At 70.9% G+C, this 19,263-nt stretch carries 18 protein-coding genes and 3 tRNA genes; 10 read left to right on the top strand and 11 right to left on the bottom strand.

Translation table 11 applies throughout. The annotated features are described in order from the left end of the window. Positions 1–122 precede the first annotated feature (122 nt). Together purM and purF are read right to left on the bottom strand one after the other, a co-directional pair. A complete protein-coding gene (gene purM / locus ACZ45E_RS10955) occupies positions 123–1,217 on the bottom strand; it encodes a phosphoribosylformylglycinamidine cyclo-ligase (RefSeq protein WP_468219089.1) in 1,095 nt (364 codons plus the stop codon). Between the two features lie 35 nt (positions 1,218–1,252). Further along, positions 1,253–2,779 carry an amidophosphoribosyltransferase gene (purF, locus tag ACZ45E_RS10950; protein ID WP_468219088.1) on the bottom strand — a complete coding sequence of 509 codons (1,527 nt, stop codon included), beginning with the start codon at positions 2,777–2,779 and terminating at the stop codon, positions 1,253–1,255. Positions 2,780–3,075: 296 nt separating this feature from the next. On the opposite strand from purF, the gene ACZ45E_RS10945 reads away from it, so the two are divergent. After that, positions 3,076–3,168 (top strand): putative leader peptide, encoded by a 93-nt coding sequence (locus ACZ45E_RS10945; RefSeq protein WP_468219085.1) that lies wholly within the window; start codon positions 3,076–3,078, stop codon positions 3,166–3,168. 95 nt (positions 3,169–3,263) lie between these two features. Then, the gene (locus ACZ45E_RS10940; protein ID WP_468219084.1) at positions 3,264–4,709 is read left to right on the top strand and encodes a sulfatase family protein; all 1,446 of its coding nucleotides are present in this window, start codon (positions 3,264–3,266) and stop codon (positions 4,707–4,709) included. Positions 4,710–4,730: 21 nt separating this feature from the next. Here the strand turns inward: ACZ45E_RS10940 and ACZ45E_RS10935 are convergent, their stop codons facing one another. The 7 genes from ACZ45E_RS10935 to purS all read right to left on the bottom strand — a co-directional run bounded on the left by ACZ45E_RS10935 (position 4,731) and on the right by purS (position 11,686). Beyond that, a complete protein-coding gene (locus ACZ45E_RS10935; RefSeq protein WP_468219083.1) occupies positions 4,731–5,597 on the bottom strand; it encodes an META domain-containing protein in 867 nt (288 codons plus the stop codon). A 50-nt stretch (positions 5,598–5,647) separates the two neighbouring features. Next, positions 5,648–6,484 (bottom strand): maleylpyruvate isomerase family mycothiol-dependent enzyme, encoded by an 837-nt coding sequence (locus tag ACZ45E_RS10930; RefSeq protein ID WP_468219081.1) that lies wholly within the window; start codon positions 6,482–6,484, stop codon positions 5,648–5,650. Between the two features lie 240 nt (positions 6,485–6,724). Further along, the gene (locus ACZ45E_RS10925; protein ID WP_468219079.1) at positions 6,725–7,582 is read right to left on the bottom strand and encodes a M23 family metallopeptidase; all 858 of its coding nucleotides are present in this window, start codon (positions 7,580–7,582) and stop codon (positions 6,725–6,727) included. Between the two features lie 160 nt (positions 7,583–7,742). Continuing rightward, complete coding sequence (locus tag ACZ45E_RS10920; protein WP_468219077.1) at positions 7,743–8,303, bottom strand: ArsR family transcriptional regulator; 561 nt, start codon at positions 8,301–8,303, stop codon at positions 7,743–7,745. Positions 8,304–8,472: 169 nt separating this feature from the next. After that, positions 8,473–10,734, bottom strand: a complete 2,262-nt coding sequence (gene purL / locus ACZ45E_RS10915; protein WP_468219075.1) for a phosphoribosylformylglycinamidine synthase subunit PurL — start codon at positions 10,732–10,734, stop codon at positions 8,473–8,475. Continuing rightward, positions 10,731–11,414 (bottom strand): phosphoribosylformylglycinamidine synthase subunit PurQ, encoded by a 684-nt coding sequence (gene purQ / locus ACZ45E_RS10910; protein ID WP_468219073.1) that lies wholly within the window; start codon positions 11,412–11,414, stop codon positions 10,731–10,733. The genes purL and purQ overlap by 4 nt, the downstream gene beginning before the upstream one ends. Beyond that, positions 11,411–11,686, bottom strand: coding sequence for a phosphoribosylformylglycinamidine synthase subunit PurS (gene purS, locus ACZ45E_RS10905; RefSeq protein ID WP_468219238.1), 276 nt, complete (start codon positions 11,684–11,686; stop codon positions 11,411–11,413). Before purS ends, purQ begins: the two co-directional genes overlap by 4 nt. Positions 11,687–12,035: 349 nt before the next feature. Here purS and ACZ45E_RS10900 point away from each other — a divergent pair, with 349 nt between their 5' ends. The 8 genes from ACZ45E_RS10900 (at position 12,036) to ACZ45E_RS10865 (ending at position 16,577) form a co-directional block, all read left to right on the top strand. Further along, positions 12,036–12,353, top strand: a complete 318-nt coding sequence (locus ACZ45E_RS10900; RefSeq protein WP_468219071.1) for a histone-like nucleoid-structuring protein Lsr2 — start codon at positions 12,036–12,038, stop codon at positions 12,351–12,353. A gap of 124 nt (positions 12,354–12,477) precedes the next feature. After that, positions 12,478–12,549 (top strand) — tRNA-Gly (locus ACZ45E_RS10895). A 79-nt stretch (positions 12,550–12,628) separates the two neighbouring features. Then, positions 12,629–12,704: transfer RNA gene (locus ACZ45E_RS10890), tRNA-Gly, on the top strand. Between the two features lie 128 nt (positions 12,705–12,832). Then, positions 12,833–13,816 carry an ABC transporter ATP-binding protein gene (locus tag ACZ45E_RS10885; RefSeq protein WP_468219068.1) on the top strand — a complete coding sequence of 328 codons (984 nt, stop codon included), beginning with the start codon at positions 12,833–12,835 and terminating at the stop codon, positions 13,814–13,816. After that, positions 13,813–14,595, top strand: a complete 783-nt coding sequence (locus tag ACZ45E_RS10880; RefSeq protein ID WP_468219066.1) for an ABC transporter permease — start codon at positions 13,813–13,815, stop codon at positions 14,593–14,595. Before ACZ45E_RS10885 ends, ACZ45E_RS10880 begins: the two co-directional genes overlap by 4 nt. A 25-nt stretch (positions 14,596–14,620) precedes the next feature. Next, a complete protein-coding gene (locus ACZ45E_RS10875) occupies positions 14,621–15,853 on the top strand; it encodes a sensor histidine kinase (RefSeq protein WP_468219235.1) in 1,233 nt (410 codons plus the stop codon). Between the two features lie 2 nt (positions 15,854–15,855). After that, positions 15,856–16,458: a response regulator gene (locus ACZ45E_RS10870; protein WP_468219233.1), complete on the top strand. Its 603-nt coding sequence runs from the start codon at positions 15,856–15,858 to the stop codon at positions 16,456–16,458. Positions 16,459–16,504: 46 nt separating this feature from the next. Continuing rightward, a tRNA-Gly gene (locus tag ACZ45E_RS10865) sits at positions 16,505–16,577 on the top strand. 61 nt (positions 16,578–16,638) lie between these two features. Here ACZ45E_RS10865 and ACZ45E_RS10860 read toward each other — a convergent pair. Together ACZ45E_RS10860 and ACZ45E_RS10855 are read right to left on the bottom strand one after the other, a co-directional pair. Then, entirely contained in the window at positions 16,639–17,541 is a 903-nt protein-coding gene (locus ACZ45E_RS10860) for a phosphoribosylaminoimidazolesuccinocarboxamide synthase (protein ID WP_468219064.1), read from the bottom strand. Between the two features lie 101 nt (positions 17,542–17,642). Continuing rightward, positions 17,643–19,085, bottom strand: coding sequence for a N,N-dimethylformamidase beta subunit family domain-containing protein (locus ACZ45E_RS10855; protein ID WP_468219231.1), 1,443 nt, complete (start codon positions 19,083–19,085; stop codon positions 17,643–17,645). Between the last annotated feature and the right edge of the window lie 178 nt (positions 19,086–19,263).

Raw genomic sequence — 19,263 nt, 5'->3', positions numbered from 1 at the left:
GTTTCGCTTTCTGTTTCATCCTATTCGGGTGGGGGTGTCACGTGGCGGGGGTGGTGGTTTGGTTTGTTTGTTTTTTTTTTTGGCCCTTTGTTTTCTGGCCGGACCGCACTCGTCGCTGGGGTCTACTTCGCGTAGTCGCCCACGAGCTCGGCGCCCGTGGTGTGCTCGCCGCGGTCGATGATCTCGCCGGCCACCCAGGAGTCCACGCCACGGTCGGCGAGGGTCGCGAGGGCGACCTCGACGGAGTCCTGCGGGACGATCGCCATCATGCCGACGCCCATGTTCAGCGTCTTCTCCAGCTCCAGGCGCTCCACCTGACCGGCCTTGCCGACGAGGTCGAAGATCGCGCCCGGGGCCCACGTGGAGCGGTCCACGGTGGCGTGCAGGCCGTCCGGGACGACCCGGGCCAGGTTCGCCGCGAGGCCGCCGCCGGTGATGTGGCTGTAGGCGTGGACCTGCGTGGTGCTGGTGAGGGAGAGACAGTCCAGGGAGTAGATCTTCGTCGGCTCCAGGAGCTCCTCGCCCAGGGTCCGGCCGAGCTCGTCGACCTGCTGGCCGAGCTCCATCCCGGCGCGGTCGAGGAGGACGTGGCGGACGAGTGAGTACCCGTTCGAGTGAAGTCCGGAGGACGCCATGGCGATCACCGCGTCACCCGTACGGATGCGGTCAGGGCCCAGCAGGTTGTCGTACTCCACGACGCCCGTGCCGGCCCCCGCGACATCGAAGTCGTCCGGGCCGAGCAGGCCGGGGTGCTCCGCCGTCTCGCCGCCGACCAGGGCGCAGCCCGCGAGGACACAACCCTCGGCGATGCCCTTCACGATGGCGGCGACACGCTCGGGGTGGACCTTGCCGACGCAGATGTAGTCGGTCATGAAGAGCGGCTCTGCACCGCACACGACGATGTCGTCCATGACCATCGCGACGAGGTCGTGGCCGATGGTGTCGTAGACGCCGAGGCGCCGGGCGATGTCGACCTTCGTGCCGACACCGTCCGTGGCGGAGGCCAGGAGAGGCCGCTCGTACTTCTTGAGGGCGGAGGCGTCGAAGAGGCCGGCGAAGCCGCCGAGACCGCCGAGAACCTCGGGGCGCCGCGTCTTCTTCACCCACTCCTTCATCAGCTCGACGGCGTGGTCGCCCGCTTCGATGTCCACGCCTGCGGAGGCATAGCTGGCACCGGTGGCCGCGTGCGGAGCAGGCTCAAAAGACTCAGTAGACATGGGTGTGGAGAGCTTTCGTGTCGATGCTGCGGAGATTACGGACGACGGATCGCGTCGTTCGCGGCCGTGGCCGCCGGGCCCGCTGCCAGTTCCGTCTCCAGGAGCTGCTTGCCCAGCAGCTCGGGGTCGGGCAGGTCCATCGGGTACTCGCCGTCGAAGCAGGCGCGGCAGAGGTTCGGCTTGGCGATGGTGGTCGCCTCGATCATGCCGTCGATGGAGATGTACGAGAGCGAGTCGGCCCCCAGCGAGGTGCCGATCTCCTCGACCGTCATGCCGTTGGCGATCAGCTCCGCGCGGGTCGCGAAGTCGATGCCGAAGAAGCACGGCCACTTCACGGGCGGGGACGAGATCCGGATGTGGACCTCCGCCGCGCCCGCCTCGCGGAGCATGCGGACCAGGGCGCGCTGCGTGTTGCCGCGGACGATCGAGTCGTCGACGACCACGAGCTTCTTGCCCTTGATCACTTCCTTGAGGGGGTTCAGCTTCAGACGGATGCCGAGCTGGCGGATCGTCTGGGAGGGCTGGATGAAGGTGCGGCCCACATAGGCGTTCTTCACCAGACCCGCGCCGAAGGGGATCCCGCTGGCCTCGGCGTAGCCGATCGCGGCCGGCGTCCCGGACTCCGGGGTCGCTATGACGAGATCGGCCTCGGCAGGGGCCTCCTTCGCCAGGCGGCGGCCCATCTCCACACGGGAGAGGTACACGTTCCGGCCCGCGATGTCGGTGTCGGGGCGGGCCAGATAGACGTACTCGAAGACACAGCCCTTGGGCTTTGCTTCGGCGAAGCGGGACGTTCGCAGGCCGTTCTCGTCGATCGCGACGAACTCGCCGGCCTCGATCTCGCGTACGTAGGAGGCGCCGCAGATGTCGAGCGCGGCGGACTCCGAGGCGACGACCCAGCCCCGCTCGAGGCGGCCCAGGACCAGCGGGCGGATGCCCTGCGGGTCACGAGCCGCGTACAGGGTGTTCTCGTTCATGAAGACGAGCGAGAAGGCGCCCTGGACCTGGGGCAGCACCTTGGGCGCCGCCTCTTCGATGGTCAGCGGCTTGCCGTCTTCGTCGACCTGGCCCGCGAGCAGGGCGGTGACCAGGTCGGTGTCGTTGGTGGCGGCGACCTGCGTCGCCCGCCCGTTCTCCTTGGGGAGAGCGGCGACCATCTCGGCGAGCTGTGCCGTGTTGACCAGGTTGCCGTTGTGACCGAGCGCGATCGAACCGTGCGCGGTGGCGCGGAACGTCGGCTGGGCGTTCTCCCAGACGGAGGCTCCCGTGGTCGAGTAGCGGGCGTGACCGACCGCGATATGACCTTGGAGGGAGCCCAGGGAAGTTTCGTCGAAGACCTGGGACACGAGGCCCATGTCCTTGAAGACGAGGATCTGGGAACCGTTGCTCACCGCGATTCCCGCGGATTCCTGGCCTCGATGCTGGAGGGCGTAGAGCCCGAAGTAAGTGAGCTTGGCGACCTCTTCACCCGGAGCCCAGACACCGAAGACGCCGCAAGCGTCCTGGGGGCCCTTCTCGCCGGGGAGCAGATCATGATTGAGTCGACCGTCACCACGTGGCACGCCACCGAGTGTAGGCGAGATCGACCACTGGTCCGAATTGGGGACGGGCACTTCCTACGTCACAGGGGGGCTTCCATAGTTGGAGGAAGCCACTGGACGCGCGTAGCGCGGGGCGGGGCCGAGGGGCCTTCGGGCTTGCCGTTGCTGGGCTCCGGCACTGTTCACGGGGGTGCGGAGCGGGGCCGCCGGGGCCTGCGGCAGCCACCGGCCCACATGTGACGGGACGCACGTCGGACGTCCGGAGTGCGGACGGGCCGTTGACAGGTGTACGTCACCCTCGGCATGGTCCTGGAACCATGCAGCCCTGCCGTGACCGCACGGTCACCCTCGTGCAGCGCCGACACGTCGACCTCGTCCGTGTCGCCAGCGCGATCTGTCGCAGCGCCTGAGCCGTCTCCCGGCTCCCCCCTGCCACACACGTTCCGCTCCTTCGCGCCGGAGGAGCGTGACGCCTCTCCTCCTTCCAGCTCCCCGGAGTCCTCCCATGCCCTCGCACGACTCGAACCTGTCCCGGCGCGCCTTCGGCGGGGTGATCGGCGCCTCGGCGACCGTCGCCGCGCTCGCTGCGGCGGCCGCTCCCGCCGAAGCCGCGTCTTCCGGCGTGCCCTCGGGCGCCCCGGCGGAACGCCCGTTCCGCGCCGCCGCCCACCGGCCCGCCAAGCGGCCCAACATCCTGTTCATCCTCGGTGACGACCTGGGCTGGGCCGACCTCTCCTCGTACGGCGCCCCGCACATCAAGACCCCGAACCTGGACAAGCTGGCCCGGCAGGGGGTCCGGTTCACCGACGCGTACAGCGGCTCCGCGACCTGCTCGCCGACCCGGTTCAGCCTCTACACGGGCCGGTACCCGGGGCGTACGAAGGGCGGGCTCGCCGAGCCGATCGCCGACCGGTCCGTCGGTCTCGACCCGAACCACCCCACCCTCGCCTCGCTGCTGCGCGGCGCCGGGTACGCGACCGCGCTGATCGGCAAGTGGCACTGCGGCTATCTGCCGGACTACTCGCCGACCAAGTCCGGCTGGGACGAGTTCTTCGGGAACTTCGGCGGGGCCCTGGAGTACTACTCGAAGCTCGGGCTCGGCGGCGAGTACGACCTGTACGAGGGGGACGTGAAGGAGGGCGACGCCGAATACAAGGACCTGCGGTACTACACGCGGATCCTGACCGAGCGGGCGAGCGAGTACGTGCGGCGCGACCACGGCAGCCGGCCGTGGCTGCTCAACCTGAACTTCACCACCCCCCACTGGCCGTGGATCGCCGACGGGGACGAGGAGGAGAGCGCCGAGGTCGTACGGAAGATCAAGGCCGGGGACGGGCGGGCGCTGTTCCACAACGACGGCGGCTCCGTGGAGAAGTACACGCAGATGGTCCAGGACCTGGACCGGTCGGTCGGGCAGGTGCTGAAGGCGCTGAAGGAGTCGAGCCAGGAGAAGGACACCCTCGTCTTCTTCGCCTCGGACAACGGCGGGGAGCGCTTCTCCTACAACTGGCCGCTCTCCGGCAACAAGTCCTCCCTCCAGGAGGGCGGCATCCGGGTCCCGACCATCGTGCGCTGGCCCGCGCGGCTCGACGGCGGGCAGGTCAGCCACGAGCCCGTCTTCACGCCCGACTGGACGGCCACCCTCCTCGAACTCGGCGGGGCGCGGCCCGACAGGGCGTACCCGCTCGACGGCGTCAGCCTCGCCGGGTATCTGCTGCGCGGTGAGGACATAGCCGAGCGTGACCTGTTCTGGCGGGTGCGTGGGGAGCGGGCCGTGCGGCGCGGCGACTGGAAGTACTACCGCGGCAAGGGCGGCACGGACCAGCTGTTCAACCTCTCCGCCGACCGGCGTGAACAGGCCGACCGGGCCGCCGAGCAGCCGAAACTGCTCGCCGAGCTGAAGGCCGTGTGGGAGAAGAAGGACAAGGAGCTGCTCGCGTACCCGGCCTGATCCGTGCGCGGGGCCGGTGGGTCACTTCGCCGCGGTGAACCCGACACCGGTGCCGTCGGCCGCGGTCAGGGTGAGGGCGTCGCCCCGGATCCGGTAACTCGCCTCGCCGTCGAGAACCTTGGTCATCGCCTTCTCCAGGTCCGCGGCCTCACCGACGCAGCCCATCCTCGTGCTGCTCAGCGGGCCGAAGGTGATGCGGTCGTCCTCGACGGTGGCCTTGGCGCGGCCGCTGTTGCAGCCGAGGCGGGCGCTGACGTGGCCGTCCTTGTCGAAGGCGAGCCGGGCCCGGTCCTTCGCGGCCTTCGGCAGGGAACGGGCCGTCTCGCCGGAGTGCAGGGTGTCGGCCGTCCACCGCGTGCCTGCCAGCTGCGCGTCGCGCCGCCCGGCCTGTGTGGCCTGTTTGGCCAGGGTGATCGTGTCGCCGTTGGCGCGGGTCAGCGTGAGGCGGTCGTCGCCCTGGGCCTTGACGGTGTTCTTGTCGGCGAGGGCCCGGGAGAGGGTCTTCTCGAACGCGCGCTGCTTCTTGTCGGTGCAGCCCATGAGGGTCGTCGTCGACTTGCCCAGGTCGACGCTGTCGTCGTCGACCCGGGCCTGCGCGTCGAAGTCGTTGCAGCCGTAGTTGCCGCGCACCCGCTCGTCCGAGACGAATCGCAGGTGCGCGCCGTCCGGCGCCTTCGTCCTCGTCCCGTTCACCGTCACGCTCTCCACGTGCCAGGTGACGCCGGCGGCCGGGGCGCCGCCGACCCTCACCGTGCCGGGTGCTTTCGCCGTGGCGGGTGCCTTCGCCGTGCCGGGTGCCTTCTCGTTCCCGCAGGCGACGGTGGTGAGCGCGACCAGGGGCAGAGCGGCGGCGAACAGGGCGCGTGTGGTGCTGCGTTGCGTGAACATGCCGATGGGACGGGGCTGCCCCCCGGATCGGTTCCGTTCCGTCGGACGCTTCACGCCATGATCGGCAGGACCGCTGTCAGATCGGCTCGTTCCCCGCTTGCGCTGACGAGCGCGTCGTCGATCGCGACCGACCACCGCGCACGTCCCGTGGCCAGGCGGATCCAGGTGAGCGGGTCCGTCTCCACGACGTTCGGCGGGGTGCCCCGGGTGTGCCGGGGGCCCTCGACGCACTGCACGACGGCGAACGGCGGAATCCGCACCTCGGTCGAGGCGCCCGGCGCCTTCACGGCGAGCGCGTCGGCGAGCAGCCGGGTGCACGCGGCGAGCGCCTGCCGGTCGAACGGGACGTCGAGGCCGGGCACCGCGTCGTTCAGGTCGTCGGTGTGGACGACGAGTTCGACGGTACGGGTGACCAGGTAGTCGGCGAAGGACATGGCGCCCGCCGGCACCGGGAGCACCCGGGTGTCGGCGGTGGCGTCCAGGTTCGCCGCGAAACGTTCCTCGGTGCGGGCCAGCAGCGCCGGGATGTCGGGGGCGTCGCGCGCGATGGAGCGGTTGCGGTCGGCGATGCCGGCGGCATCGGCGGCTGTGGCGAACGGCCAGTCCAACGCGGCGACCTCGGCCTTCGCCGGTTCCGGCAACGCGAGGAGCCGGTCGCCCGCGCCCAACGCCATCGACAGGTGCGCCAGCAGCTCCCGCACGGTCCAGTCGCCGAGCCGCGTCGGCCCCGCGAGCTGCTCGGGCGTAAGCCCCTCGGCCGCCTTCCGTACGTTCCCGAACTGGGCCAGGAGGGCGCTGCGGATCTTGGCCGAGGCATAGGAACGCGTGCGCCTCTTTACCGAGGCGCCCGCGCCGCCACCGGTCGGCGAATGCGGCGAAGGTGTCATGCCGGCGACCCTACGCCCGGCCTGCTCACGGCCGATCGGCTCAGGTCCGGTCGGCCCACGTCCGCCCCGCTCAGGTCCGGTCCGCTCAGGTCCGGTCCGCTCACGTCCGGTCGGCCCACGGCCGCCCCGCTCAGGTCGGGTCGGCTCAGGTCCGGTCGGCTCAGGTCCGGTCGGCTCACCCTCGGTCCGGTCACCACCGGTCGGCTCACCTCGGTCGGCTCACGCCCTCCCCCTCCCCGCTCAGGTCCGGTCCGCCAGTGCTCGGTCCACCGTGAAGATGTCCCTTGCCGTCGGGAGCCCCACCCCGCTCCATCGGAACGGGATGCCTGCCGCCGAGTCCACGTCGGGGCCGTCCATCAGTTGGAAGTGGACGTGCGGCTCCGACGAGTTGCCGGAGTTGCCGCAGTGGGCCAGCACCTGACCTGCCCGTACCCGGTCGCCGGGGCGCACCGCGAGGGAGCCGTGGCGCAGATGCGCGTACATCGCGTACACCCCGTCCCCCAGGTCGAGCACGACGTGGTTGCCGATGATCCACCCGGCGCCGCACGCCTCCCGTATCGCACTCTCCACGAACATCAAGTAGGCCAGCCCGGGCCAGGAGTTGCGGCTCAGATGGTCGCGGCGCCAGTCAGAGGCATGGACGACGGTGGCGTCGGCGACGGCGTACAACGGCTCGCCGAACGCCGGGAAGGCGCGGGGTCGCCGGGCCATCGGCCACACGGCGGCGAACCCGGGCCGTGCCCGCCGGCCGCCCGCGTCGATCCCGGCCGCGTCACCGGCGCCCTCCGCCACGATGTCGATCGCGTACGTCTGGCCGTAGGCGTGCGTGCCGTGGCTCGGCACCTTGTCGGCCGGGCTGTTCAGCGCGGACCAGCGCCCGCGCACCGGCGGGGCCACCTCGACCGGCCCCCGACCGGCGTCCTTCGGGCGGGGCCTGGTCCGGCTCAGGGCGATGGCCATCACGAAGGAGAGCCCTCCCGGCACGAAGGCCCAGGCCCAGGGCAGCGGCCAGCCGTCGAAGAGCTCCCCGATGATCATGGCGATGAAGGCCAGTTGAAGCAGGCGGCACAACGCCATCGCGGCCTTGCGTACGGTCATGACTCCCCCAGTTCGTCCCGTTCGTCCTGTTCATCTCTGCTCGGTGGACCCGGCGGGCCGGGTGGGCCACGTGAACCCGGCGGACCCGGCGGACCCGGCGGACCCAGCGCACCCGTCAGCCCCGCCAGGCCCGCCAAGCCCGCCACCCGGATCGGGCCGTTCAGGCCGGTCTGGCCGCCGTCAGCGCCACCAGGAGCGGCACCACTCTCGCCGCGGGCACCTCGTAACGCCCCCGGCCCGCGGAGCGCAGCCAGCCGGCCGCGGTCAGCTGGCGCAGGTGGTGGTAGATCTGGCCGCTGGTCCCCACGTCGTCGAGCTCGGCCAGCTCGGTGGCGGAGGTACGGCCGCCGAGGACTTCGCGGAGCAGGCGGAGCCGCAAGGCGTGTCCGAGCGCGGCGAACGCCTCGGCCACGTCGGTCCAGTCGGACGCGAGCAGCTCGTCGGTGACGGCGGCGTACTGCCACTCGTACTCCTTGCCGCCCTCCGCCCCGCTGTCGCCCTCCGCTCTTCCGCCGCTTTCCGCCCCTCCGCCTTTCGCCCCGCCGGGCAGGCGGACCGCGCCGGTGAACAGGATGCCGCCGCTCGTGACGTCGGCAAGCTGCTCCTTCAGCCCTTCGAGCGCCCAGAACGTGCCCGGGGCGACCGTCGGCGCCGCCGGGCCGCTCTCCAGGACATCGAGGCGCCGCTCCAGCTCGGCGACCCGCCGCTCAAGTTCCGTCATGCATCGAGATTACGTAATTACGTAGAACCAGACAACCCCTCGTTCGAGTGACCCGAACGCTCTTGAGCACCCGGCCACGAGGAAGCCCCCACCCACGACGCGCACGGACACGGCGAAGCCCCCCACCCGTCACGGGCAGGGGGCTTCGCCGGACAGCGAACCGGATGGCTCAGGCCAGCAGCGCCGGCATCGTGTTCTCGTGCGCCTCACGCAGCTCGGCGAGCGGCAGCGTGAACTCGCCCTGCACCTCGACCGCCGCGTCCGCCCCCGAACCGTCCACGACACCGATCCGGGTGACGGGCAGACCCCGCGCCCCGCACATGTCGTTGAACCGCAGCTCCTCGCTGCGCGGCACGGCGACGACCGCACGGCCCGCCGACTCGGAGAACAGGAACGTGAACGCGTCGAGGCCGTCCGGGACGACCAGCCGCGCGCCCTTGCCGCCGAGCAGCGCCGACTCGACCACGGCCTGGACCAGGCCGCCGTCGGACAGGTCGTGCGCGGCGTCGATCATGCCGTCGCGGGAGGCCGAGATGAGGATGTCCCCGAGCAGCCGCTCGCGCTCCAGGTCGACCACGGGCGGCAGCCCGCCGAGGTGGTCGTGCACCACCTGCGACCAGGCCGAACCGCCGAACTCCTCGCGGGTGTCGCCCAGCAGGTAGAGGAGCTGGCCCTCTTCCCGGAACGCGACCGGCGTGCGCCGCGCCACGTCGTCGATGACCCCCAGGACCGCGACGACCGGCGTCGGGTGGATGGCGGCCTCGCCCGTCTGGTTGTAGAGCGAGACGTTGCCGCCGGTGACCGGGGTGCCGAGCTGCAGACAGCCGTCGGCGAGACCGCGGACGGCCTCCGCGAACTGCCACATGACGGCCGGGTCCTCGGGCGAGCCGAAGTTCAGGCAGTCGGAGACGGCGAGCGGCTTGGCGCCGGTGGTGGCGACGTTGCGGTACGCCTCCGCCAGCGCGAGCTGCGCGCCCGTGTACGGGTCGAGCTTCGCGAACCGGCCGTTGCCGTCCGTCGCGATGGCGACGCCGAGTCCGGACTCCTCGTCGATGCGGATCATGCCCGCGTCCTCGGGCTGCGCCAGCACGGTGTTGCCCTGCACGAAGTGGTCGTACTGCGAGGTGATCCACTTCTTGGACGCCTGGTTGGGAGAGGAGACGAGGGCCAGGACCTGCGCCTTCAGCTCATCACCTGTCGAGGGCCTGGGCAGCTTGTTCGCGTCGTCCGCCTGGAGCGCGTCCTGCCACTCGGGGCGCGCGTAGGGGCGCTCGTAGACCGGGCCGTCGTGCGCGACCGTGCGCGGGTCGACGTCGACGATCTTCTCGCCGTGCCAGAAGATCTCCAGGCGGTCGCCGTCGGTCACCTCGCCGATGACGGTGGCGATGACGTCCCACTTCTCGCAGATCTCCAGGAAGCGGTCGACCTTCGAGGGCTCGACCACGGCGCACATGCGCTCCTGCGACTCGCTCATGAGGATCTCCTCGGGCGAGAGCGTGAAGTCGCGCAACGGTACGTCGTCCAGCTCGACGCGCATGCCGCCCGAGCCGTTGGAGGCCAGCTCGCTGGTGGCGCAGGAGATACCGGCGGCGCCGAGGTCCTGGATGCCGACGACGAGCTTCTCGGCGAACGCCTCCAGGGTGCACTCGATGAGCAGCTTCTCCTGGAAGGGGTCACCGACCTGGACGGCCGGGCGCTTCGAGGGCTTCGCGTCGTCGAAGGTCTCGGAGGCCAGGATCGAGGCGCCGCCGATGCCGTCGCCGCCGGTGCGGGCGCCATACATGATGACCTTGTTGCCCGGGCCCGACGCCTTCGCGAGGTGGATGTCCTCGTGCCGCATGACGCCGATGGCACCGGCGTTGACCAGCGGGTTGCCTTGGTAGCAGGCGTCGAAGACGACCTCGCCGCCGATGTTCGGCAGGCCCAGGCAGTTGCCGTAGCCGCCGATGCCGGCGACGACGCCGGGCAGTACGCGCTTGGTGTCGGGGTGGTCGGCGGCGCCGAAGCGCAGCGGGTCGACCACGGCGACGGGGCGTGCGCCCATGGCGATGATGTCGCGGACGATGCCGCCCACACCCGTGGCCGCGCCCTGATAGGGCTCTACATAAGAGGGGTGGTTGTGGGACTCCACCTTGAAGGTGACGGCGTACCCCTGGCCGACGTCCACGACACCGGCGTTCTCACCGATGCCGACGAGCATGGCGTCGGAGTGCGGCGCCTTCTCGCCGAACTGGCGCAGGTGGACCTTGGAGCTCTTGTACGAGCAGTGCTCGGACCACATGACCGAGTACATGGCGAGCTCGGCGCCCGTGGGGCGGCGGCCGAGGATCTCCACGACCCGCTCGTACTCGTCCTTCTTCAGGCCGAGTTCGGCCCAGGGGAGCTCGACGTCGGGGGTCTGTGCGGCGTTGTCGACGGTGTCGAGGCTCATGAGGCGGCGACCAGCTTCTTGAGGATCGAGGTGAAGAAGGGGAGGCCGTCCGTGCGGCCGCTCCCCACGAGGGGCTCCACGGCGTGCTCCGGGTGCGGCATCAGACCGACGACGTTGCCCGCCTCGTTCGTGATGCCGGCGATGTCGCGCAGCGAGCCGTTCGGGTTCATGTCGAGGTACCGGAAGACGACCCGGCCCTCCGCCTCCAGCATGTCGAGGGTGCGCTCGTCGGCGACGTACCGCCCGTCCATGTTCTTCAGCGGGATGTGGATCTCCTGGCCCGCCTCGTAGTCGGCGGTCCAGGCGGTGTCCGCGCTCTCCACGCGCAACTTCTGGTCGCGGCAGATGAAGTGCAGGTGGTCGTTGCCGAGCATGCCGCCGGGGAGCAGGTGGGCCTCGGTGAGGACCTGGAACCCGTTGCAGATACCGAGGACCGGGAGGCCCGCCTTCGCCTGGTCGATCAGCGTCTCCATGACCGGCGAGAAACGCGAGATGGCGCCCGCGCGCAGGTAATCGCCGTAACTGAAGCCGCCCGGCAGGACGACCGCGTCGACCTGCTTCAGGTCCTTGTCCTTGTGCCAGAGGGCAACCGGCTCGGCACCGGCAAGGCGGATCGCGCGCTGGGTGTCCCGGTCGTCGAGGGAACCCGGAAAGGTGACGACGCCAATACGAGCGGTCACTTTTCGGCCCCCGCCGCGGACGGCGCGGTCTCTTCCACCTTCACGGTGAAGTTCTCGATCACCGTGTTGGCGAGGAAGCTTTCCGCGAGCTCGTGGATACGGGCGAGGGCGGCGTCATCCACCGGCCCGTCCACTTCGAGCTCGAATCGCTTTCCCTGGCGAACGTCGGAGATGCCGTCGAAACCGAGGCGCGGCAGCGCACGCTGCACCGCCTGGCCCTGGGGGTCGAGGATCTCCGGCTTGAGCATGACGTCGACTACGACGCGTGCCACTGGCACTCCCGGTGTGTGGTGCTGAGCAGGTCCGTTCAGCGTACCTGCCCAAATCTTCTACTCGCGTAGACGGTAGGAAGCTACGAGAGCCGGATCACGTTACGGCAACGAGAGGAGATCCGCACGGAAAATTCGGGGAAAGAGTCCGGATAACCCGCCCGGCAGACACGCGAAGGTTTTTAAATGGTCTTCCCAGCACAATGCCGGGCAGGGTAAAAAGGAAATGGCGCATACAGGCAACCCGCCTGAACTCGGACAGCAGTATTGCCCGAGCTTTGCTCGACAAGAGCTGGACAGTCGACATCACCGCACGTCAAAGCGGGGGTGCCGGACGAAGGGACCGATATTCGTGGCGCAGCGTGTCGTGGTCACTCTCTTTGACGACATCGACGGCGGGGAAGCGGCGGAAACGGTCGCCTTCGGTCTCGACGGCAGGTCGTACGAGATCGACCTCAACCAGACCAATGCCAAAAAGCTCCGCACGGCCCTGGCCCCGTACCTCCTGGCGGGGCGCAAGCGGTCCAGCTCCGGCAAGGTCTTCACCCACACCGACCTCAGCCCGGACCCCGCGGCGGTACGCGCCTGGGCCCGCTCGAACCGGTTCGACGTACCGCCGCGCGGCCGGATCCCGAAGCGGGTCTACGAGGCCTTCGCCGAGGCCAACTGAGGACGCGGCCCCGGCCGTCAGGAACCCCTCGGGGCAACCGACTTGCGTTGCACCCCCGCCGGTCGGCTAGAGTCTGGAGCACGCCGAGGGGCGAGGCCGAAAAAGCCGCACCTCACGGGGTCATGCGGGTGTAGTTCAGTAGTAGAACATCCCCCTTCCAGGGGGAAGGCGCAGTGTGCAATTCCTGTCACCCGCTCTGCATCGCGTACCGGCCACTCTTCTGGGTGCGGTAAGCTGGTGCTCGCGCCGACCTGTGAAAGCCGGTCGGAGGCAATGCGAACGTAGCTCAGTTGGTAGAGCGCAACCTTGCCAAGGTTGAGGTCGCCGGTTCGAACCCGGTCGTTCGCTCCAGATCGAAAGGCCCCGAATCCCTCCGGATTCGGGGCCTTTCGCGTGCGCTCCCCGCATCTGACATTTGTCATGTGCGCCGATGACAGCGCGCACTGCCGCCCGGTCGGGACCGCCGACAGGCTGGATCCATGACCAGCAACGAGCGCGTGATCGACGTCACTGATCTGCGCCGCGTGTACGGGGACGGCCGACGGGGCTCCTTCGAGGCGGTGCGCGGAGTCAGCTTCTCCGTGGGCCGCGGCGAACTCTTCGCGCTCCTCGGCACCAACGGCGCGGGCAAGACCTCCACCGTCGAACTCCTCGAAGGACTCGCGGCGCCCGCCGGCGGCCGGGTACGGGTCCTCGGGCACGACCCGCACACCGAACGCGACCGGGTACGGCCGCGGATCGGCGTGATGCTCCAGGAAGGCGGCTTCCCCGCCGAGCTGAACGTCGCCGAGACCGTCCGCATGTGGGCCGGCTGCACCAGCGGCGCGCGGCCCGTCGGCGAGGCCCTCGACATGGTGGGGCTCACCGCCCGGAGCAAGGTCCGCGTCAAACAGCTGTCCGGCGGCGAGAAGCGGCGCCTCGATCTCGCGCTCGCCCTGCTCGGCCGTCCCGAGGTGCTCTTCCTCGACGAACCGACCACCGGACTCGACGCCGAAGGGCGCCGGGAGACCTGGGAGTTGGTGCGCGGGCTCCGCGCCGACGGCACCACCGTCCTGCTGACCACGCACTACCTCGAAGAGGCGGAGGCGCTCGCCGACCGGCTCGCGATCCTGCACGAGGGACGGATCGCCGCCGAGGGCCGCGTCGACGAGGTCGTCGCCTCGCAGCCGTCGCACATCGCGTTCGAACTGCCCGACGGATACCACGTCGGCGACCTGCCGCCGCTCGGCCCGCTCGGTGTCACCGGGCACGAGACGACCGGCCGCCTCGTCCGGCTGCGGACCGACGAACTCCAGCGGGCCGCCACCGGTGTGCTGCTGTGGGCCAGGGACGCGGGCGTGGAGCTGCGCCGGCTCGATGTGCGGGGCGCCTCCCTCGAAGAGGCGTTCCTGCGGATCGCGCAGGACGCGAAGGGCGCACCCGGCGAGCGGGACGAGCAGCGGACGAAGGAGATGGCGGCATGAGCACGGCGACAATGACGACCACCCCGGCGGGGCGGCTGCGGGCGCTCGCCCGGGCGGAGCTGACACTCATCGGCCGGAGCAAGGGCGTGCTGTTCAGCGCCGTGTTCGTGCCTCTCGTCCTGCCGTTCAGCGCGAGCATGTCGCTCGACGAGGACGCGCTGAAGGGCACCGGCCTCAGCGTCGGTGTCGTCGTCCTGTCCTCGGCGATGGGCTTCTCCTTGCTGTTCGCCGTGTACAGCGCGCTGGTGAGCGTGTACGCGGCACGCCGCGAGGAGCTGGTCCTCAAGCGGCTGCGCACCGGCGAGCTGCGCGACACCGAGATCCTCGCCGGGGCGGCGCTGCCCTCCGTCGCGATCGGGCTCGTGCAGTGTGTCGTCCTCGCCGTCGCCTGCACCGTGCTGCTCGACGTGGGCGCCCCTGGCGCACCCCAATACGCCCTGCTGGGGCTGGCGTTGGGTATCCCGCTCTGTGTCGCGCTCGCCGCGGTGACCACCGTGTTCAGCCGCAGCGTGGAGAGCGCCCAGGTCGCCACCATGCCGATGCTGCTCGTCTCGATGCTCGGCTCGGGCACGGTCGTCCCGCTGGAGGTCATGCCGGACAGGCTGGCCTCCGTCTGCGAACTGCTGCCCCTCACGCCGGCGCTCACCCTGATCCGCGGCGGCTGGAGCGGCGAACTGTCCGCCCCCGACGCGCTGGGCGCCCTCGCCACGGCGGTGGCCTGGATCATCCTCGCGGTGTTTGCTGTACGACGGTGGTTCCGGTGGGAGCCGCGGCGGTGAAGCGGGCGGGAGCGTAGTGGTGCGGATGCGGGGCCGGTGGCGGGAGCGCAGCAAGGTCGAGCGGGTCGAGTGGCAGAGCCGGCTCCTGCTGCGCTCGGTGAACTGGCTGTACTTCGTCGCCTGGTCGGGGCCGACACTCGCCGACGCCCTCCACCACGACTCCGTCTCGCTCACCCTGGGCGCCGCGCTGATCGTGGTGAACGTGGCCCAGTGCGTCGTCGCCCACTTCCACCTGCGCGGCGCCCTGGACCAGTACCTGGGGCGCGGCCCCGTGTCCCGCGCCCAGACCGGCGCGGCGGCCGGGCTCCTCGTGGTGGCGCTCGGCCTGATCGCCGCCCTCATCGCGCGGGGCGGTGTGCGGGACGGCCTGATCGCCCTGCCCCTGCTGTTCGCGCCGATGCCGTTCGGCTGCGCCTACGTCCTGACCGTGCCGGTCCGTACGTTCCTGAAGCGGAGCGCCGTGGCCATCGCGGCGGCGCTGGTCCTGTTCGCCGCCGTGGGCGCGAGCATCGGCCGACTGCTCGCGCTGGCCCTCGTACTGGGCCTGAGCGTCCCCCTGGAGCTGCTGTGCGCGCGGTGCAGCGCCTGGAACCTCTCCGTGATGTGGGAGTCCGAGCACGCCCGCGAGGTCGAGGCCCGGCTCGCCGTCGCCGAGGAGCGACTGCGGTTCGGCCGGGACCTGCACGACGTCATGGGCCGCAATCTCGCCGTGGTCGCCCTCAAGAGCGAGCTGGCCGTGCAGCTCGCCCGGCGCGGGCGGACCGAGGACGCCGTGACGCAGATGATCGAGGTGCAGCGCATCGCGCAGGACACGCAGAAGGAAGTACGTGGAGTCGTACGGGGATATCGCGAGGCCGACCTCGGGGCCGAACTCGCCGGGGCGCAGGGCGTGTTGGGTGCGGCCGGGATCGACTGCTCGGTGACCGGCTCCGCCGCGGGGCTGCCGCCCGAGGTGCAGTCCGCGCTCGGCTGGGTGGTGCGGGAGGCCACGACGAACGTGCTCCGGCACGGGAACGCCGAGGTCTGCTCGGTGGGTCTGGACATCGGGGCGCGAGGAGTGGTGCTGACCGTGGAGAACGACGGGGCCGGCGCGGTCACCGCCGGCGAGGGCGGATCGGGGCTCGCCGGATTGCGGGAGCGGCTTTCCGTGCTGGGCGGGACACTGGCGGCCGGGACGGCGCGAGCGGGCGTCTTCCGCCTGGTCGCCGAGGTCCCGGTGCCGGCGGCGACGTCTGGTGCGCGGGAGGGGGTCCGGTGACGCTGCGCGTCCTGCTCGCCGACGACGAGCACCTCATCCGCGGCGCCCTCGCCGCCCTGCTCGCCCTCGAAGAAGACCTGGTCGTCGTGGCCGAGGCCGCCACCGGACCCGAGGCGCTGGCCATGGCGCGGGCGCACACGCCGGACGTCGCCGTACTCGATCTGCAGATGCCCGGCGCGGACGGTGTGAGTGTCGCCACAACACTCCGCGCCGAACTGCCCGGCTGCCGGACCATGATCGTGACCAGCCACGGCCGCCCCGGGCATCTGAAGCGGGCTCTGGCGGCGGGGGTGCGCGCCTTCGTGCCGAAGACCGTGAGCGCCCAGCGACTCGCCGAGATCATCCGGGCCGTGCACGCCGGAAACCGGTACGTGGACCCGGAGTTGGCGGCCGACGCGATCTCCGCCGGGGACTCGCCGCTGACCGCGCGCGAGGCCGAGGTGCTGGAGCTGGCCGCCGACGGGGCGCCGGTGGCGGAGATCGCCGACCGCGCGGCGCTCTCGCAGGGGACCGTACGGAACTATCTCTCCTCGGCCGTCTCGAAGCTCGGCGCCGAGAACCGGCATGCGGCGGTGCGGATCGCACGCGAGCGAGGTTGGGTATAGTAGGCGTCGCGCTTCGGCGCACGGAGCACCGCGAAAGCGGCGCTTTGCGAACGTAGCTCAGTTGGTAGAGCGCAACCTTGCCAAGGTTGAGGTCGCCGGTTCGAACCCGGTCGTTCGCTCCGCGAGACGAGAGCCCCGGTCCTGATGGACCGGGGCTCTCGTCGTTCCGTACCCGCTCCGCTACGACCAGGGGACCCCGGTCAGCAGCTCGTACGCCTCGATGTACTTGCCGCGGGTCGCGGCCACGACCTGCTCGGGCAGCGACGGCGGCGGCTGCTCGCTCGCGCGGTCCCAGCCGGAGTCCTCGGACGTCAGCCAGTCGCGTACGAACTGCTTGTCGTAGCTGGGCTGCGCGCGGCCCGGCTGCCACTGGTCGGCCGGCCAGAAGCGCGAGGAGTCCGGGGTCAGCACCTCGTCGGCGAGGACCAGCGTGCCGTCCTTGTCGAAGCCGAACTCGAACTTCGTGTCCGCCAGGATGATGCCGCGCTCCCGTGCGATGTCCCGGGCCCGGCCGTAGACCGCGAGGGTCGACTGGCGCAGCTGCGCGGCGGTCTCCGCGCCGACCTGGCGGGCCACCTCCTCGTAGCTCACGTTCTCGTCGTGCTCGCCGACCTCGGCCTTCGTGGCGGGCGTGAAGATCGGCGCGGGCAGCTCCGAGCCGTCCTCCAGACCCTCGGGCAGGGCGAGGCCGCAGACCGTGCGCGTCGCCTTGTACTCGAGCAGCCCTGAGCCGGTGAGGTAGCCGCGGGCCACGCACTCGACCGGAACCATCTCCAGGGACTTGCAGACGAGCGTGCGGCCCGCCCAGTCGGCGGGGGCGCCGGGCGGCAGCTCCGTGGAGACGACGTGGTGGGGCATGAGGTCGGCGAGCTGTTCGAACCACCACAGCGAGAGCTGGGTCAGGACGCGGCCCTTGTCGGGGATGGGCGTCGGCAGGACCCAGTCGTAGGCCGACAAGCGGTCACTGGCGACCATGATCAGGTCGCCCGCGTCGTTCTGGTACAGCTCGCGCACCTTGCCGGTGTGGAGGTGGACCAGGCCCGGGACCTGCGCTGGTTCGGGCTTTTCGACGAATCCGGACACGGTTCCTCCCGGTGGTTCTCTACATGTGCCTCTGATTCTCCCGTACTGGGGGACGAGTTCTGGCCATGGGTCCGCCGACGGGCCCGGCCGGTGTCGCGCGCTCAGTCCCGTTTGCAGATGCGGTCGAGCAGATTGGCCGTCGCCCGCTGCACCCGCGGGTCCACATGGCCCGGCCGGTCAAGGGCCGGGGACCAGGCGAACGTCCCGGACGCGAAGACCAGCGCCCCCGACGGCGCCCGGTACAGGGACGTCTCCTGGTGGCGGCGGGCCTTCTCGCTGTCGCGGTACGGGGAGTGGGCCAGCAGGATGCGGTCCTGGTGCTCGGGCAGGGCCGTACGCGGGAAGTAGCGGTCGGCCTCACCGGCGACCAGGCCCTCGATCTCGTCGCCCTCATGGGCGCCGGTCGCCTCCCACAGCCAGTGGTCCGCGTTCCGCACGACCAGGGGGTGCGGCTCGGGGACACGGCCCGCGTACTGGATGCCCAGCAGCTGCTGCTCCGGCTTGTCGATCTCCCGCCAGAGCGCGGCCTTCCCGGGGCCTCTGCGCTTGCGGCAGGTGAGCAGGCGGTCCGGCACCCCGGACGCGGAGGGGCCCAGCTCCACCTGCCAGTACATGGTGTTGGCGGAGAGGAAGACGAGGGAGGTGCCCTTCTCGCGGGCCCGCTCGGTGGTCCGGCGCATGTTCGCCGACCAGTACTCGTCGTGGCCGGGGAAGACCAGGCCCCGGTAGCGGGCCGGGTCGACGCGGCCCGCGTGCAGGTCGCGCGCGTCGGCGTAGGCGAGGTCGTATCCGTAGCGCTCGGCCCAGCGGATGAAGTCGTAGGCGTGGCCGACGTGCAGAGGCAGGCCCGCGCCCGCGTACGGCCGGTCGAAGGAGACCGTGGTCGCGGCCTCGCTCTCGCCGAGCAGCCGGCCCTCCTCGTCCCAGGCGTGGTAGAGGCTGGCGCCGGTGCGGCCGTCCTCCGGGTACAGGTTGTACGCCTGCCAGGTGATGTCCGGGAGCAGCAGGAGCAGATCGGCCGGCTGGGAGTCGCGCACCGTGAAGGGCACGTGCGAGCGGTAGCCGTCGAGGGTGGTGAGGACGGCCACGTACGCCCCCACGTTCCAGTACGACGGGATCTGGAGCCGCCAGGACAGCCACCAGTGGTGGCAGGAGACGGTGCGGTCGGCGGTCAGCGGCGCGGGCTGGACGATGCCGGACAGCCGCGGGCTCGTGGTGATCTTGCGGGCGCCGTCGCCGCCGTAGTGGCCGATGCGGTAGATGTCCACGCTGAACTGCTGGGGCGGGTCGACCGTGACGTGGAAGTCGATCGACTCGCCCGGGGCGGCCGCGCCGGTCGAGGCGAACCCCTTGATCTGGCGGCGCACGTCGTCGGCGGTGCGCGGGCCGCTGGTGCGCGGCGCCGGGACGGATCCCACGCCCCGCTGCGCCGCGGGGTCCACGTACCAGGGAACGACCTGGCCGGTGTCGTCGAAGTAGAGCTCACTGCCGCGCAGCCAGGGCAGCGGGCCCTGGCCGAAGGGGTCACTGACGGCGTGCGCCATCGCCCCCGATTCCCAGCGGAGCGTGCGCGGGCGGGGCGGTGGCGCGGCGCTCTGTCCTGCCGCGTCCTCCGGGTGCTCCACGCTGTCCGGTCCCATGCTCTCCGGCCCCATGGCTGCTCCCCTCCCTCGCCCCCGAGCCCTGGTGCGCGGTGTTGTTCCGCGACCGGTCCCAGCACAT

The organism is Streptomyces sp. NPDC030991 (assembly GCF_055571235.1).
This window is presented reverse-complemented; position numbering and strand designations above follow the sequence as displayed.